This is a genomic window from Pseudomonas sp. GG8 (assembly GCF_052976945.1).
Window position 1 is genome coordinate 5,419,329 of record NZ_JBRIIP010000001.1, and the last position, 15,652, is coordinate 5,434,980.

15 protein-coding genes are annotated in these 15,652 nt (G+C 58.9%); 7 read left to right on the top strand and 8 right to left on the bottom strand.

The features are described from left to right. The first annotated feature begins 103 nt into the window (after nt 1-103). Nucleotides 104-1,417 carry an ATP-binding protein gene (locus ACVBEG_RS25510; RefSeq protein WP_322176916.1) on the top strand — a complete coding sequence of 438 codons (1,314 nt, stop codon included), beginning with the start codon at nt 104-106 and terminating at the stop codon, nt 1,415-1,417. 129 nt (nt 1,418-1,546) lie between these two features. Here the strand turns inward: ACVBEG_RS25510 and rimK are convergent, their stop codons facing one another. From rimK to rimA, 3 genes are read right to left on the bottom strand one after another with little or no spacing between them, the layout of a single operon-like run. Then, nucleotides 1,547-2,452 carry a 30S ribosomal protein S6--L-glutamate ligase gene (gene rimK, locus ACVBEG_RS25515; RefSeq protein ID WP_219062904.1) on the bottom strand — a complete coding sequence of 302 codons (906 nt, stop codon included), beginning with the start codon at nt 2,450-2,452 and terminating at the stop codon, nt 1,547-1,549. Beyond that, entirely contained in the window at nt 2,449-2,931 is a 483-nt protein-coding gene (gene rimB / locus ACVBEG_RS25520; protein WP_219062902.1) for a retropepsin-like aspartic endopeptidase RimB, read from the bottom strand. Before rimB ends, rimK begins: the two co-directional genes overlap by 4 nt. Before the next feature lie 16 nt (nt 2,932-2,947). Next, entirely contained in the window at nt 2,948-3,730 is a 783-nt protein-coding gene (gene rimA, locus ACVBEG_RS25525) for a S6 modification regulatory phosphodiesterase RimA (protein WP_322176915.1), read from the bottom strand. 120 nt (nt 3,731-3,850) lie between these two features. On the opposite strand from rimA, the gene ACVBEG_RS25530 reads away from it, so the two are divergent. The 3 genes from ACVBEG_RS25530 (at nt 3,851) to ACVBEG_RS25540 (ending at nt 7,066) form a co-directional block, all read left to right on the top strand. Next, complete coding sequence (locus ACVBEG_RS25530; protein ID WP_322176914.1) at nt 3,851-4,258, top strand: RNA-binding S4 domain-containing protein; 408 nt, start codon at nt 3,851-3,853, stop codon at nt 4,256-4,258. Nucleotides 4,259-4,438: 180 nt separating this feature from the next. Then, entirely contained in the window at nt 4,439-5,341 is a 903-nt protein-coding gene (hslO, locus tag ACVBEG_RS25535; RefSeq protein WP_322176913.1) for an Hsp33 family molecular chaperone HslO, read from the top strand. Between the two features lie 180 nt (nt 5,342-5,521). Then, on the top strand, nt 5,522-7,066 hold the full coding sequence (locus ACVBEG_RS25540; RefSeq protein WP_322218482.1) for a phosphoenolpyruvate carboxykinase: 1,545 nt from the start codon (nt 5,522-5,524) through the stop codon (nt 7,064-7,066). 85 nt (nt 7,067-7,151) lie between these two features. Here the strand turns inward: ACVBEG_RS25540 and ACVBEG_RS25545 are convergent, their stop codons facing one another. Further along, a complete protein-coding gene (locus tag ACVBEG_RS25545; RefSeq protein ID WP_322176911.1) occupies nt 7,152-7,925 on the bottom strand; it encodes a hypothetical protein in 774 nt (257 codons plus the stop codon). A gap of 50 nt (nt 7,926-7,975) precedes the next feature. After that, nucleotides 7,976-8,227 carry a hypothetical protein gene (locus tag ACVBEG_RS25550; protein ID WP_322176910.1) on the bottom strand — a complete coding sequence of 84 codons (252 nt, stop codon included), beginning with the start codon at nt 8,225-8,227 and terminating at the stop codon, nt 7,976-7,978. Nucleotides 8,228-8,463: 236 nt separating this feature from the next. Here ACVBEG_RS25550 and ACVBEG_RS25555 point away from each other — a divergent pair, with 236 nt between their 5' ends. Further along, nucleotides 8,464-10,398: a RecQ family ATP-dependent DNA helicase gene (locus ACVBEG_RS25555; protein WP_322176909.1), complete on the top strand. Its 1,935-nt coding sequence runs from the start codon at nt 8,464-8,466 to the stop codon at nt 10,396-10,398. 42 nt (nt 10,399-10,440) lie between these two features. Here the strand turns inward: ACVBEG_RS25555 and ACVBEG_RS25560 are convergent, their stop codons facing one another. The 3 genes from ACVBEG_RS25560 to ACVBEG_RS25570 form a co-directional block, all read right to left on the bottom strand. Beyond that, nucleotides 10,441-10,875 carry a YkgJ family cysteine cluster protein gene (locus ACVBEG_RS25560; protein ID WP_219062893.1) on the bottom strand — a complete coding sequence of 145 codons (435 nt, stop codon included), beginning with the start codon at nt 10,873-10,875 and terminating at the stop codon, nt 10,441-10,443. A gap of 107 nt (nt 10,876-10,982) precedes the next feature. Further along, on the bottom strand, nt 10,983-12,356 hold the full coding sequence (locus ACVBEG_RS25565; protein WP_322218476.1) for a DUF3482 domain-containing protein: 1,374 nt from the start codon (nt 12,354-12,356) through the stop codon (nt 10,983-10,985). Continuing rightward, complete coding sequence (locus ACVBEG_RS25570; RefSeq protein ID WP_322176907.1) at nt 12,349-13,728, bottom strand: DUF2868 domain-containing protein; 1,380 nt, start codon at nt 13,726-13,728, stop codon at nt 12,349-12,351. Before ACVBEG_RS25570 ends, ACVBEG_RS25565 begins: the two co-directional genes overlap by 8 nt. An 87-nt stretch (nt 13,729-13,815) precedes the next feature. On the opposite strand from ACVBEG_RS25570, the gene ACVBEG_RS25575 reads away from it, so the two are divergent. Both ACVBEG_RS25575 and ACVBEG_RS25580 read left to right on the top strand, forming a co-directional pair. Further along, nucleotides 13,816-14,328 carry a dihydrofolate reductase gene (locus ACVBEG_RS25575; RefSeq protein ID WP_322176906.1) on the top strand — a complete coding sequence of 171 codons (513 nt, stop codon included), beginning with the start codon at nt 13,816-13,818 and terminating at the stop codon, nt 14,326-14,328. 159 nt (nt 14,329-14,487) lie between these two features. Next, complete coding sequence (locus tag ACVBEG_RS25580; protein WP_322176905.1) at nt 14,488-15,555, top strand: haloacid dehalogenase-like hydrolase; 1,068 nt, start codon at nt 14,488-14,490, stop codon at nt 15,553-15,555. The last annotated feature ends 97 nt before the right edge of the window (nt 15,556-15,652 follow it).

Below are 15,652 nucleotides of genomic sequence, written 5' to 3' on the forward strand. Positions count from 1 at the left end.
GGCTATCGACGTTTTGGGTCGAGGCGTTTACGCGACGGATACCAATCGCGCTTCGCCATTTTTGCGAGCCTGGCTCGCGCCTGCAAAGTGTGTAGCGACTGCAATGAAAACCCCGCTCTGGTTCCCGCAAAGCTTCTTCTCTCGCACTCTGTGGCTGGTGTTGATTGTCGTGCTGTTCTCCAAGGCACTGACCCTGGTTTATCTATTGATGAACGAGGACGTGCTGGTCGACAGGCAATACAGTCACGGTGTTGCGTTGACCTTACGCGCCTATTGGGCGGCGGATGAGCATGATCGCTCGGCGATTGCCGAGGCTGCCGGGTTGATTCGGGTGGTCGGCGGCGGCGTGCCCGAAGGCGAGCAACATTGGCCGTACAGCGAGATTTATCAGCGTCAGATGCAAGCCGAGTTGGGTGCGGACACCGAAGTGCGTCTGCGGGTGCATGCGCCGCCAGCCTTGTGGGTGCGGGCCCCAAGCCTGGGTGACGGTTGGCTGAAAGTACCGTTGTACCCGCACCCACTGCGCGGCCAGAAAATCTGGAGTGTGCTGGGCTGGTTCCTCGCCATTGGCTTGTTGTCCACAGCCTCTGCGTGGATCTTCGTTCGACAGCTTAATCAGCCGCTTAAGCGTCTGGTCTTTGCTGCCCGCCAGTTGGGGCAAGGGCGCAGTGTCCGATTGCCGATCAGCGACACGCCCAGCGAAATGGCCGAGGTATACCGCGCCTTCAACCAGATGGCCGAGGATGTCGAGCAGGCCGGGCAGGAGCGGGAATTGATGTTGGCGGGGGTCTCCCACGACTTGCGAACCCCCTTGACCCGCTTGCGTTTGTCCCTTGAGTTGATGACGCAAGAGAATGAACTGACCGATGGCATGGTCCGCGATATCGAAGACATGGATGCAATCCTTGATCAATTCCTGGCGTTTATTCGCGACGGGCGTGATGAGGAAGTCGAAGACGTCGACCTGAGCGATCTGGTGCGTGAAGTGGTGGCGCCGTTCAACCATCCGACCGAGCAGATTCGGTTGTGTCTGGAGCCGATTCCACCTTTCCCGTTGCGTCGGGTTTCGATGAAGCGCTTGCTGAACAACCTGATCGGCAACGCCATGCACCATGCCGGTAACGGCATTGAAGTCGCTGCTTATGTGTCAGGTGACGCCAATGCACCCTATGTGGTGCTGAGTGTGCTCGACCGGGGCGCCGGGATCGATCCGTCGGAGCTGGAGGGTATCTTCAACCCCTTCATCCGTGGCGACCGTGCGCGTAGCGGCAAAGGCACCGGTCTGGGCCTGGCCATCGTCAAGCGTATTGCGGCCATGCATGGTGGCAATGTCGAGCTGCGAAATCGTTCTGGAGGCGGCCTGGAAGCGCGAGTGCGCTTGCCATTGGGGCTGATGTTGCCGAGGGATGCGGTTTAAACGTTATGCACTGACTTCGCTCCCGATCCATCCATTGCGGGAGCGAATTCATTCGCGAAGACTCTTTGTTACTCTTCCTGCTCAACAAGACCTGACACTCCGGACAGGTCTTGTGTTTTATCCGTTCTGTCAGCCCTTGCCTTTGGTCCGTGTCATGTTCGGGCCGCTGTTTTTCTCCAGGTATTCAATGATCATCCCGGCAACGTCCTTGTTGGTGGTGGTTTCGATACCCTCAAGGCCCGGTGACGAGTTCACTTCCATCACCAACGGTCCGTGATTGGAGCGCAGGATATCCACGCCCGCCACGCTCAGCCCCATGACCTTGGCGGCGCGGATGGCCGTCATGCGCTCTTCGGGTGTGATTTTGATCAGGCTGGCGCTGCCGCCACGGTGCAGGTTCGAGCGAAACTCCCCCGGTTTTGCCTGACGCTTCATTGAGGCGATGACCTTGTCGCCGACCACGAAGCAGCGAATATCCGCACCGCCGGCTTCCTTGATGTACTCCTGAACCATGATGTCCTGCTTCAGGCCCATGAAAGCCTCGATCACCGATTCGGCGGCAGTGGCCGTTTCGCACAGCACCACACCAATGCCTTGAGTCCCTTCCAGCACCTTGATCACCAAGGGGGCGCCGTTGACCATCTGGATCAGGTCGGGGATGTCATCCGGGGAGTGCGCGAAACCGGTGACCGGCAGGCCGACGCCACGGCGGGAAAGCAATTGCAGCGAGCGAAGCTTGTCCCTGGAGCGCGCGATAGCGACCGACTCGTTGAGCGGGAAGACGTCCATCATTTCAAACTGACGCAGCACGGCGCAGCCATAGAACGTCACCGAAGCACCAATCCGCGGGATCACCGCATCAAAACCTTCCAGCGGCTTGCCGCGGTAGTGGATCTGCGGCTTATGACTGGCGATGTTCATATAAGCGCGCAAGGTGTCGATCACCACCATCTCATGGCCACGCTCGATGCCCGCTTCGACCAGGCGACGGGTGGAATACAGACGCGGGTTACGCGACAGCACAGCGATCTTCATGCAGCACCTTTGGTAGAGGTAGTAGAGGCCGGGAATGCCGGCTTGTCCTGAACGTATGTAATGCCTGGATTGACTACCAACTGGCCGTCGATCAAAGCGTTTGAGCCGAGCAGCAGCCGATAGCGCATGGCTTTACGGCAGGCCAGTGTGAACTCCACCGGCCAGACCCGATCACCCAACGCCAGGGTGGTGCGGATGACGTAGCGGACCTGTGCCTGGCCATTGGAGCTTTTTATGGTTTTCATCGCGACCAGTTGCGCTTCGCAACGGCGATGGCGCAGTTGCACCACCGTGCCGAGGTGCGCGTTGAAGCGCACCCACTTTTCCCCATCGCGTTCGAACGGCTCGATCTCGGTCGCGTGCAGGCTTGACGTGCTCGCCCCGGTATCGATTTTCGCGCGCAGGCCAGCCACCCCTAAATCAGGCAGCGCCACCCACTCGCGAAGGCCAACGACCGTTAAATGATCAAATGTTTTCAAAACGATTCCGTACGCCTCAAACAGTCCGCCAAGCACCAGGATCTATCTGGGCCAAGGCTTTAAATGCAGGTTTGGCGAACCAGAAGCCTTGCATCAGGAAAATCCCGCAGTCAGCCAGAAAGTCTCGCTCCCCAGGCGTTTCGATGCCTTCGGCGATGACTGTAACGCCTAACTCTTCACAGATTGTGACAACCCCACGAACGATAATCTGCCGAACGCGATCGTGATCGATATCGCGGATCAGCGCCATGTCGAGTTTGATCAGATCTGGCTGAAAGTCGGCCAGCAAATTAAGCCCGGAATACCCCGCGCCAAAATCGTCGATGGCTGTCTTGAAGCCGAATTCGCGGTATTCACGCAGAATATTGGTCAAATGGCGATTGTTATCTAAATGATCGCTTTCCAGGGTCTCGAAAATCAGCCGGTTTAGCGGGAAATCATGTTCCTTGGCTGCTTCCAGTGTGCTGCGGATACACAGCTCGGGACGATAGACAGCACTGGGCATAAAGTTGATCGACAGATTTTCTTTCATGCCGAGCTGTGCGGCCCCCTGAATCGCCTGTGTGCGGCAACGTTGGTCGAAACGGTAGCGATTCTGCTCGTTGACCTGGCTGAGGATCGACAACGCCCCTTCGCCGTTGGTGCCACGCACCAGTGCTTCATGGGCGAACACCGAGCGGTCGCGTAGATCGACAATCGGTTGATAGGCAAACGCAAAGGTAAAATCCAGGGCGGGGCTGCTTTGGCATCCTTGGCAACCCACTTTAGGAGAGGTCAACGAGCTTGGGAAATCAGTCACGTAGCACTCCGGTGCGAAAGGGACCTTCAACATAGGCGGCATATTAATCCAGGGATTGGTTTGCCGCCTGCTCGACGTGACGTAGTACAGTTCCGACTATTGCACGATTGAGGAATTCTGATGGCACAAAAACCAGAAGAGGACGACAAAGTTCGCCTGGACAAATGGCTTTGGGCGGCGAGATTCTTCAAAACTCGCGCCTTGGCCAAGGCGGCTATAGAAAGCGGCAAGGTCCATTGGCGGGGAGAGCGCTGCAAGCCCGGCAAGGAGCCGCGCATCGGCGACGAGTTTCAGATTCGTGCAGGTTTTGATGAGCGCACGGTGGTGGTTCAGGCATTATCGACCACACGCCGTGGTGCGCCAGAAGCGCAGGCGCTTTATGCCGAGACAGCCGAAAGCATCGCCAAGCGTGAAAACGCTGCGGCCATGCGCAAAGCGGGCGGTTTAGGCATCAGCACTGAAGGGCGACCGACCAAGAAGCAGCGTCGGCAGCTTCATCAGTTTCGCGACACGGGCAGTGACGATTGAACCCGGCGTCACCTTTAAAACGCCGTCATCCCGACGGCATTCGATCTGTCTTGGAAGAATTCGGGATTGTTCATAAAATGCCTTCCGTCGGCATGGCTTACAGCACCCGGTTATCAGGTGCTAAATAGCGTTTAGTCAGCGCTTTTCCTTATTTTGTCATCACTTTAGATACCTTTTCTTATGCCTGATTTTCCGGACAACGATTACACCCAGCGTTTCATTTTTGAAGAAAGCGATGTGCGCGGCGAGCTGGTCGCGCTGGAGCGTAGTTACGCTGGGGTGCTGGCCAAACATGACTACCCCGAGCCGGTCGCCCAGTTGCTCGGTGAGCTGCTCGCGGCTGCGGCTTTGCTGGTAGGCACCCTTAAATTCGACGGGTTGCTGGTACTTCAGGCGAACTCTAGCGGGCCGGTGTCGTTGCTAATGGTGGAATGCTCCAGCGACCGTGAAATACGCGGCATTGCGCGTTACGACGCTGAGCAGATAGCCCCTGACGCGGGACTGCGAGACTTGATGCCCGACGGCACCCTGACCCTGACCGTCGATCCTCGTCAGGGTAAGCGCTATCAAGGTGTCGTTGCTTTGGACGGCGCTGACCTGTCGGAAAGCCTGACGTCGTACTTTGCCCTGTCGGAACAATTGCAAACGCGTTTCTGGCTCAACGCCGACGGCACGCGCGCCCGTGGCTTGCTGTTGCAGCAACTGCCCGCCGACCGCCTGACCGACCCGGAAGACCGCGCCGCCAGTTGGCAGCATGTCACGACGCTGGCCAGCACCCTGACCGGCGAAGAGTTACTCAGCCTGGACAATGAAACCGTGCTGCATCGCCTCTTCAACGAAGACGCGGTACGCATGTTCGATATTCAGCCGATACAGTTCCGCTGCAGCTGCTCGCGAGAGCGCTCGGGCAATGCCCTGGTCAGTCTGGGCCTGGAAGACGCGCAACAACTGGTGATCGAGCATAACGGCAGCATCGAAATCGACTGTCAGTTCTGCAATCAACGCTATTTGTTCGATGCCACTGATGTTGCGCAGTTGTTCTCTGGCGGGGGCGTGGATTCGCCATCTGATACGCGCCATTAAACATAGGCTAATACGCCTTGAAACGCCGTACGGGACGCTTCGCAGCTGTTCTGACAGGAGGGTCCTACCTTATTTTCGGTGTTTCTGGCATAATCCGGCCCACTTTTTCCGCTGTAGTAGTGTGGGAATTTCTACTACAAAACGTTTGGAGCACTCGGCCAGTGGCCGACGGGGAACCTCATGACGCAAGCTAATAACGCCGTTTACACCGATCTGTGCATCGATGATCTGGTTAAAGAAGCCCTGAATCGCGGTGAAGGCGTACTTGCCGATACTGGCGCGCTGGTCGTGCAAACCGGTCACCGTACCGGCCGTTCGCCGATTGATCGTTACATCGTTGAAGAGCCAACCACTCAGGCTGCCATCGCCTGGGGCCCGATCAATCGCAAGTTCCCGGCCGACAAGTTCGATGCCCTGTGGAACCGCGTTGAAGCCTATCTGGGCGAGCGCGAGCGTTTTGTGTCCCACGTTCATGTAGGTTCTGACCCCGCGCACTACCTCGCGGTCAAAATGACCACCGAGACAGCATGGCACAACCTGTTCGGCCGGAGCCTGTTCATCAACCCTGAACAGTACAACCCGTCCGGCCACACCGAATGGCAGGTCATCAATGCCCCGGCCTTCGTCTGTGAGCCTGAGCGTGATGGCACCAACTCCGACGGCACCGTGATGATCAACTTCGCGGCCAAGAAAGTCCTGCTCGCGGGCATGCGTTATGCCGGCGAAATGAAAAAAGCCCTGTTCTCGGTACAAAACTTCCTGCTGCCAGCAGTCGACGTTCTGCCGATGCATTGTGCTGCCAACATGGGCGAAGAGGGTGACGTAACGTTGTTCTTCGGCCTGTCCGGCACCGGTAAAACCACCCTGTCCGCTGACGAAAGCCGTTACCTGATCGGCGACGACGAGCACGGCTGGGGCGTTGGCGTTGTGTTCAACATCGAAGGCGGTTGCTATGCCAAGTGCATCGACCTCTCCGAGAAGAACGAGCCGGTTATCTGGAAAGCCATCCAGCACGGCGCCGTGCTGGAAAACGTCGTACTCGACCCAGTCACCAAGAAAGCCGACTACGCCGACGACAGCCTGACCCAGAACAGCCGCGCCGCTTACCCGCGTGAACTGATCGAAAAACGCGCACCGCTGAACCTCGGTGGCGAGCCAAACGCAGTGATCTTCCTGACCTGCGACCTGACCGGCGTTCTGCCGCCAGTGTCGATCCTCAGCGAAGAACAAGCGGCCTACCACTTCCTGTCGGGTTACACCGCACTGGTTGGTTCCACTGAAATGGGTTCGGGCAGCGGCATCAAGTCGACCTTCTCTACCTGCTTCGGCGCACCGTTCTTCCCGCGCCCAGCTGGCGAATACGCTGAACTGTTGATCAAGCGCATCCGCGGCTTCGGCTCGAAGGTCTATCTGGTCAACACCGGCTGGACCGGCGGCGGCTACGGCGTTGGCAAACGCTTCAACATCCCGACCACCCGTGGCGTCATCGCAGCCATCCAGAGTGGCGCACTGATCGGCGTAGAAACCGAACACCTGGGCATCATCAACCTCGACGTACCGAAGTTGGTCCCAGGCGTAGACACCGCATTGCTCAACCCACGCAACACCTGGGCAGACAAAGCGGCCTACGACGAATCGGCTAAAGCACTTGCAGGTTTGTTCGTTGAGAACTTCAAGAAGTTTGATGTTTCAGACGCGATCAAAAATGCCGGTCCTCAGCTTTGATGTGATGGTTGCTGGATGAATAAAAAACCGCCTTTAGGGGCGGTTTTTTTTGACTGAGTTTTCAGGATTTCGCCTATAGCAGGGTTCACCCCATAGGGCTAAACCCGTTAGCCGCACTGCAATACCGTTCCTCCATCGCCTTGCTCAAGTCCGCTCGACCACTCTCCCAGCGCTTGCTCCACGCTCTGCATTCCTCTTTGAAGTACACCTTTGCGCCCTTGCGACATTCCCGATATTCGATTGAGCCGCGTCGATGGTTGCCGCAGACGCTGCTGCCGTCGATGCGGTTGCCGTAGGTTGTCCATTGAGCGAGATAGCTGCCGCGTCCGTCCCATTGGTGGACCCATGCCTGGTTGATGCCTTGATCGATGTTGCGGCCGGGACGGTTTCGACGGTTGATTTTGTCGGTCTCGTATTGCGCCAGGTACTCGGCAGAGACCATGCCTTGCGCATGCTGTTTCTGGCTAGGTTGTGGGAATTCGCCGTAGCGACAGGTGACAACGCTTGCGTCGATGACGTTCCCGGGCTTGATGCAGTCGGTGAGGGCTTGCGGGGCGCGGGCTGGGACGTTGATGGTTTGAAAGGTGGGGGTGACTGACGCGATGTCGTCAGGTGCCGTTGGCGGCTGCGCAATGGGGACCTGAACGTCGACTGACCTGGCGGTGAGTGGTAGGCCGAAGTCAGAGCGGTGGGTCAGAAGGTAGATAACGACTGTGAATAAGGCGAGCAGGGCGAAGACGTTTCGGTACAGGGTCGAGGCGGTGATGTTCTTTTTACGACGAAGCCCGGGCGGGGCGTCGTTATAGTCGGCACTGAAGTCGTCGTGAGGGGTGAAATCGTCCTGATTATGGCGTTTCATGGCATCCGTTCGTCGTTCCGTGGGTGTGGCGCAGATGTTCGCGGCGACGGCTACTCGTGAACGACCTTGGCCGGTGCTGCGTTAACGCTCGTTTTGCTGGTGTGAAGTTGGGTGGCGAGCAGGTAGGTGCCGATCACTAGAATGATGAGATACATCGCCAGTCGGGTAAAGGATTTGGGTGCTGGTGGGTCTGCGGCTTTACGCTTGCCGGGGTGGGCACCGAGTACGACATCGAAGTGCTCAGGGCTTAAGCGTTGAATACGCGTGAGGCCGTCATCATCCGGTTGTTTCATAATATCCATTTTCGCTTGTTGGGCGAGCCGTCTAGCACGGTGTGCTCTGCTTTTCGACGACAGCCTGACCCCTGCAATGTTCTTGCGGGAAGGTTAAACCGACTGATATCAGTTTGCCAGCACTGCTTACCAAGAGAATAGGATGAAATTTCCCGAGACGATCCAGGTGCGCCCTCATGCGTGTGCAATCAACCGCTTCGCGTTAAGGTCTAACACCTTCCCGGCGGTCAATGGAGTGGCAGCTTATGTATAAAAGTCTTGAACAGGTTTTCGGCTATCCACAGTTTCGTCCTGGGCAGGAAGCGGCGATTGTGGCGGTGCTGGCGGGGCGTTCGGCGGCGGCTATTTTTCCGACGGGCTCGGGCAAGTCGTTGTGCTATCAGTTGCCGGCGTTGTTGTTACCGCACCTGACACTGGTGGTGTCGCCCTTGCTGGCGTTGATCCAGGATCAGCTGGCGTTTTTACAGCGCCATGGCATTGCGGCGGCGAGTATCGATTCGGCGCAAAGTCGCGATGAGGTGGCGCAGGTGATGGCGCGTGCCCGCTCAGGTGAATTGAAAATTCTGATGATTTCCGTGGAGCGCCTGAAAAACGAGCGTTTTCGTCATTTCATCGCGCAGGTGCCGATTTCGTTGTTGGTGGTGGACGAAGCGCACTGCATTTCCGAGTGGGGCCATAACTTTCGCCCGGACTACCTCAAGCTGCCGGACTACCAGCGTCAGTTCAAGATTCCGCAGGCATTGTTGCTGACTGCGACAGCCACGCCCCAGGTGATCGCCGACATGCAGGCCAAGTTCGCCATCGCGCCGGACGATGTGGTGACCACCGGTTTCTACCGTCCCAATCTCAATCTGCTGGTGGAGCCGGTGAGTGGCCGCGACAAACGTCGGCGGCTGGTGGAGTGGTTAGGCGAGCGGGGCGGTCAGCCGACCATCGTTTACGTGACCCTGCAGAAGACTGCCGAACAGATCGCCGCGCACCTGAGCCAGAACGGCATTGCGGCCAGCGCGTATCACGCCGGTTTGCCCCATGATCAACGTGAGTCGATCCAGCAGCAATTCATGGCGGGGCGGTTGAACTGCATCGTGGCAACCATCGCTTTCGGGATGGGCATCGACAAGAGCGATATCCGCAATGTCGTGCATTTCGATCTGCCGAAATCGATCGAGAATTACAGCCAGGAGATTGGCCGGGCGGGGCGTGACGGTCAGCCGTCTGACTGTCTGGTGTTGGCCAACCGCGACAGCCTTAACGTGCTGGAGAACTTTGTTTACGGCGATACGCCGGAGTACGCGGGCATTCGTAACGTCCTCGATGAGCTGCTGACGGCGAGCGTGGACGGGCAATGGGAATTGCTCCTGGGGCCCTTGGCCGATCAAAGCAATATCCGTCAACTGCCGCTGAAAACCTTGTTGGTGCAACTGGAATTGCGCGAGATTATCGCGCCGCGTTTTTCTTATTTTGCTGAATACCGTTTCAAGTTTCTGATCGAACCCGAGGTGTTATTGCAGCGCTTCGAAGGCGAGCGGAAGCAGTTCGTCGAGGCGATTATCGAGACCTCGAGTCGGGCGCGGACATGGGCGACGGTAAGTTTCGAGGCGTTGTATCAGCAGCACCAGGCCGAACGGAGCAGGGTGGTTACCGCACTGGATTATTTCCAGGAGAAAGGCTGGATCGAGCTGGAAAGCAAGCAGATGACCGAGGTGTATAGCCTGCTCATCTGCGACTTCGACCCTCAAGCGCTAGCCCTTGAGCTGCACGACTATTTCAAGCAGCACGAAGTCACGGAAATCGCCCGTATCCACGCCATGCTCGACCTGTTTGCGACCGAGCAGTGCTTGAGTTATCGCCTGGCTCTTTATTTTGGCGATTATCAGGCGCCTGAACAGTGCGGACACTGTTCAGTGTGCCACGGCCATATCGCTCGCTTGCCTGAGCCGCCGGCATTGCCGGCCTTGGTTGGAGACAGTTTTCATGGGCTATGCGACGAGTTCGTGCACAGGCACCAGGACTACAGTGGCAGCGCCCCCAGTGCCGAATGCCTGACCCGGTTTCTCTGTGGGATCAGCGTGCCGCTGTTCACCAAACTCAAAGCACGCGGCATCAAGGGTTTTGCCGCGCTCGAGAATTACCCTTACGCGCAGGTGCGAGCGTGGGCACAAGGGGCGATGGCCGGGTAGACGTATCAGACGCAGGCCATCTGACCGGGAAAGACGATCAGGTCAAAAAATGTACAGTGTGTTGTCGGCGACCTTACGCTCAGGAGTTTTTGGCACGTAGGCACAATACCCTGGTCGCGGACCGATCTTTGGATGGTTGCGGCAGGTGTCGGGACGTTTTTCGTAGATCGTGCACAGTCGGCTTTTGCGATCCAGGTACAGGCAATCGTTGTTGCTCATGCGCTGCAGGGTGAATATTTCCGACTTCTGGTTATAGCGCTCGACGATCCCTTCCTTTTGCAGGCGCTTGGCAATGTTCTTCGCCGGTTCGCCGCGCTCGAATTCGTCGACGATGCCGATGCGGATCAAATCCTTGATCTTCACTTCCACCGGCAAGGTGCAACAGCTGGATACGCAGCCACCGCACATGGTGCTGGAGTATTTGGCCCAGGTATCGATTCGGTCGATTTCTGCGGCGGCGATCAGGTTGGGCTTCATGTGCTCAGGTTCCGGGTGTATCGGGCGCGGGATGATACCGGGGCTGGCGGAATTCGCGTAAGTAAAAATTACCTATACGACTGTCGGCACCGTTCAAGTGGATGGTATCAGGCGTCTGTCAGCAACTTGGCCAGCGCTTCAATCTGCTCCTGCCGCTCGGCCTGGGTCAGGCGCGGATGCGGGTTGAGGGATGACCATTGCGGGTGGGCGCGGGCTTTTTGCAGGCTGTCGGGGAGTTTCCCTTCACGCCAGGCTTTGTCCTGCGGGGCGCTCAGGGTGATCCTATCCATGGCGGCATGACCGCGTACGTCAAGGGCCTGGAGTAATTGCCGTTGGCGCAGGGCGAGGAGGCGCAACACTGCGTCGTCGACCGTCAGCTCGCGCTGGCCCTTGAGCTTGCCAAGCAGGCGTGAGCCGTAGCTGCGGGCTGTTTGCAGCGCGCCACCGGCAATCGCCCCGACCAATGCTGCGGCGCCCAAAGTAATCCCGCCCACCAGCAAATCCACACCAGCTCCGGCTGCGGCGCCCGCGGCGATCCCTCCGCCCAGGCGTACGCCCAGCAGCTTGAGGGTTTCCGGGTTGAATAAATCGTCGCCCCAACGCCCGTCCAGCAGCGGCAGGTCAGTGGCGGCAGCATCTTGCGGGCGGAAGGCGTACAGCTTGAGCAGGGCTTCGACGCAGCGTTGTTCGCGCAGGCGAATGGCCTTGCGCAGCGCGTCGATGGCGATTTGTTCCTGACCTGATCCGGTGGCCACGCTGCGACGGCAAGCGGCACAATCCAGCAGCAGTTCAGCGATCAGGCGAGCCGCGCTTTGCTGGCGCGCCAGACGTTGCGCTTGCTGGTCGATAATCAGCCGTTGCAGTTGCTCACGGGAATTTTCCAGCAGCAGGGCGAGGCTTTCGTACAGTCGACGCTCGCCATCTTCCGGTGGCGCAACGCTGTCGAATCGCACCAGCGCATGCAGGCCCAGACGCGCCAGGGCTTCGCGCCAGTCCGCTTCGCGGTGTTCGGCACTGCTGACAAAATTCAGCACCGGCAGCAGAGGTTTGCCGCAACTGGCCAGCACCGCCAATTCATCACGGTATTTGGCCAGCACCGGTTCGCGTGCGTCGATCACATACAAGCCGGCATCCGAGGCCAGCAACTGGCGCAGCACCTTGGCTTCCTGCTCGAAGCGCTGGCGAGCTTCGCTGCCGTCGAGAAAACGCGCCAAGCGTGCCGGTCCATCCAGACGCTCGCCGGGACGGTCCAGGCGCTCTAGATAGTCGAGCAGGGCGATGGCATCTTCCAGGCCGGGCGTGTCGTAAAGCTCCAGCAGGGCCTCGCCGTCTACCGACAACCGAGCGCCTTCCACGTGCCGCGTGGTGCTGGGGCGGTGTGAGACGTCACCGAAACCGACATCGCGGGTCAGGGTGCGCAGCAACGAGGTTTTGCCGACATTGGTGTGGCCAACCACCGCCAGCTTGAGCGCTTTAGTCATGGCCGGTCTCCAGCCACTTCAGCGGCGCGCTGTCGGCGTAAGTGATGTCGAGCTTTTGCAGGGCTGAATGCCAGTCGCCCAAACGCTCTGCGTCCAGTGCCTGGCCGGGCGGTGCTTGCAGCAGCCAGATCCGTGTTGCCCCGGCACAACGGGCCAGTTCTGCAATCAGCGCTAGGCTGCCACGGTCCGGCGAGCGGCGCGGGTCGCACGCGATGGTCAGGCGCGCAGGTGGAAAGCGGGTCAGTTGATCGAGCAGCTTTTGTCGGGATTCGCGGCTGTCGAGAATCCCCGCGTCTATGACGCTCTTCGGCAGACTCGGCGGCCATGGGCGCTGATCGTCGAGCTCGATGGCGACCAGCAACGCGCCGTCGCTGTCGAGCGCTACCGTGCCTGATTGCGTGCTGTGCAGTTGCTCGGGCGCGGCATCGCTGATACCCAGGCGCTCACTGCTGGGCATCAGGCGTTCGCGAAGCTGGCTGTAACCGGGCATGTTCAGATCGAGGCTGAGGGCGGCACGGCCACGTCGCCAATGCCACAGGCAGACCAGGGCCAACAGCAGGCGTGGGACGATCCCATAGACCAGCAATACGCCGACCAACCAGCCCGCCCACGCCTGGCGCGCGCTTTCGATGCTCAATGCCGTGTCGCCGCTGGCGCGGATCATGGTTTCAGTCGGTACGCTAAACCCCAGCAACGCGGGCAGCGCGCCGAGGGCCTGGGTGACGGTGACGAACGTATCCCCCCGCAAAATAGTGGTTTCCCAGACAAACCCATAGCGCCGGGTCGCCATCAGCATCAGCAGAATTACTAGCGCGCTGAGCAGCGCCAGCAGCCACGCGCCGTTGACCACCATGCCCAACGCCCAACGGTTCAGCCGTTGACGTTGCAACAATAAGACCAGCGCGGGCGCCAGTTGCGCCGCCTGGGCATCGCGGGCGAGCTTTTCACTCAGCCATAACCACAGCCGACCAAGGCTGGCCGTGCTTTCCCCGGCGAACAGCATGCTCAGCGCCCAACTGAGCAGCAGGATCAGGTTGAGCCCCAGCAGACTGCCCAAGGCCCAGAACACATTGACCGGCGCTTGCCCGTTGCCCAGTGCCGCAAATGCCAGGCCGGCCCCGGTGATCACCACCATAATGGCCAGGACAATCAATGCCAGTCGCGCGCCTTGTTTCCAGTGATGCAGAGCGTTTAGCAAACCATCGCGCTCGGCCAGCCATAGGGCGCGGTTCTGAATGCGTGTCGGCAAGTCGCCTGCGGTGGTGCGCGCGCGGCGATTGGCCTCCAGGTCTTCCAGAGGGCCCGCGTGTTCTTCGCGCAGGCGCACGGCTTCAGTCAGCCAGAGGCTATCCAGAGGGGTCAGAGCAGTCACGCGGCGTCTCGTCGATAAAGTCAGCCGTGAGCATAACCTCTGTGGCCGGGCTCGGGGCAAACACTCGCTTCTGCTATCCTCGCGCCCATGAAAACTCATCTCCCCCTCAGCCTGATTGCCGCCCTCGGTGAAAACCGTGTGATCGGTGTCGACAATTCCATGCCCTGGCATTTGCCGGGGGACTTCAAATACTTCAAGGCGACGACCCTCGGCAAGCCGATCATCATGGGCCGCAAGACCTGGGATTCGCTGGGCAGGCCCTTGCCGGGGCGGTTGAACCTGGTGGTCAGTCGCCAGGCCGATCTGCAGCTCGAAGGCGCGGAAGTGTTTACCTCACTCGACGCCGCTGTGGTTCGTGCCGAGCAATGGGCGCGGGAGCAGGGCGTCGATGAAGTGATGCTGATTGGCGGGGCGCAGTTGTATGCGCAAGGCCTGGCGCAGGCAGACCGCCTGTACCTGACCCGCGTGGCGCTCAGCCCTGAAGGCGATGCCTGGTTCCCCGAGTTCGATACCGCGCAGTGGAGGCTGGTGTCCAACACCCCTAACCCGGCGCAGGACGACAAGCCGGCTTACAGCTTTGAAGTGTGGGAAAAAATGTAAACCCAGGCACAGATCCCTTGTGGGCCTTGTCGTTTTTGACGCGCGTGTCGCGAATCGTTATCAGCATGACGTCTTCACGACACGGGCGGTCGTTGATGCGCTAGAGATGTCACGAGATTTTGCTACGGTCAGTCTTCAACCTTGAGGAGGGACCCCGTTATGAATCTCGCGCCAAAACTGTTTGCCGCCGTGCTGACGTTGGGACTGAGCGTAGCGCTCGCCAGCCAGACGTTTGCCACCGAATTGACCCATTGGCCCGCACCTGCGGCCAAGCAGCTCAATGCCATGATCGAAGCCAACGCCAACAAGGGTAACTTCGCCGTGTTCGACATGGACAACACCAGCTACCGCTACGATCTGGAAGAGTCGCTGCTGCCGTTCATGGAAAACAAGGGCCTGATCACCCGCGAAAGCCTCGATCCCTCTCTTAAATTGATCCCGTTCAAGGACACGGCCGACCACAAGGAAAGCCTGTTCAGCTACTACTACCGTCTGTGTGAAATCGACGACATGGTGTGCTACCCATGGGTGGCTCAGGTGTTCTCCGGGTTCACGCTCGCGGAACTCAAAGGTTACGTCGATGAGCTGATGGCGTCGGGCAAACCGGTGCCGAGCACGTATTACGATGGCGATACGGTCAAAAATATCGACGTCCAGCCACCCAAGGTTTTCACCGGGCAGGCCGAGCTGTACAACAAGCTGATGGAGAACGGCATCGAGGTCTACGTGATGACCGCTGCTTCAGAGGAGTTGGTGCGTATGGTCGCGGCTGATCCCAAGTACGGCTACAACGTCAAACCGCAGAACGTGATTGGCGTGACCACGCTACTGAAAAATCGCACGACAGGCGAACTGACGACTGCGCGCAAGCAGATCACAGCGGGCAAATACGATGAGAAGAGCAACCTGGGTCTGGAGCTGACGCCGTACCTGTGGACGCCTGCAACCTGGATGGCAGGTAAACAAGCGGCAATCCTGACGTACATCGACCAGTGGAAAAAACCGGTGCTGGTGGGTGGCGACACCCCAACCAGTGACGGCTACATGCTGTTTCACAGCGTCGACGTCAGTAAGGGCGGTGTCCATTTGTGGGTCAACCGCAAAGACAAGTACATGACTCAGCTCAACGGCATGATGACCACAAACGCGGCTGCCCAAGCCAAAGAAGGCCTGGCCGTCACGGCGGACAAGAATTGGGTGATCGTGAAACCAGAGGAAATTCAGTAAGGCGAAGGATGTACAACCTGTAGAAGCCAACTTATTGGCGAAGCGGTGTGCCTGGCACACCGCATTAGCCCTTCGCCAAAAAGGCTGCGCGCCGCAG

Coding starts and splice junctions, on each gene's coding strand:
- ACVBEG_RS25510 (WP_322176916.1), top strand. CDS start 104: ATGAAAACCCCGCTCTGGTTCCCGCAAAGCTTCTTCTCTCGCACTCTG.
- rimK (WP_219062904.1), bottom strand. CDS start 2,452: ATGAAGATCGCTGTGCTGTCGCGTAACCCGCGTCTGTATTCCACCCGT.
- ACVBEG_RS25530 (WP_322176914.1), top strand. CDS start 3,851: ATGGCACAAAAACCAGAAGAGGACGACAAAGTTCGCCTGGACAAATGG.
- hslO (WP_322176913.1), top strand. CDS start 4,439: ATGCCTGATTTTCCGGACAACGATTACACCCAGCGTTTCATTTTTGAA.
- ACVBEG_RS25540 (WP_322218482.1), top strand. CDS start 5,522: ATGACGCAAGCTAATAACGCCGTTTACACCGATCTGTGCATCGATGAT.
- ACVBEG_RS25545 (WP_322176911.1), bottom strand. CDS start 7,925: ATGAAACGCCATAATCAGGACGATTTCACCCCTCACGACGACTTCAGT.
- ACVBEG_RS25550 (WP_322176910.1), bottom strand. CDS start 8,227: ATGGATATTATGAAACAACCGGATGATGACGGCCTCACGCGTATTCAA.
- ACVBEG_RS25555 (WP_322176909.1), top strand. CDS start 8,464: ATGTATAAAAGTCTTGAACAGGTTTTCGGCTATCCACAGTTTCGTCCT.
- ACVBEG_RS25560 (WP_219062893.1), bottom strand. CDS start 10,875: ATGAAGCCCAACCTGATCGCCGCCGCAGAAATCGACCGAATCGATACC.
- ACVBEG_RS25565 (WP_322218476.1), bottom strand. CDS start 12,356: ATGACTAAAGCGCTCAAGCTGGCGGTGGTTGGCCACACCAATGTCGGC.
- ACVBEG_RS25575 (WP_322176906.1), top strand. CDS start 13,816: ATGAAAACTCATCTCCCCCTCAGCCTGATTGCCGCCCTCGGTGAAAAC.
- ACVBEG_RS25580 (WP_322176905.1), top strand. CDS start 14,488: ATGAATCTCGCGCCAAAACTGTTTGCCGCCGTGCTGACGTTGGGACTG.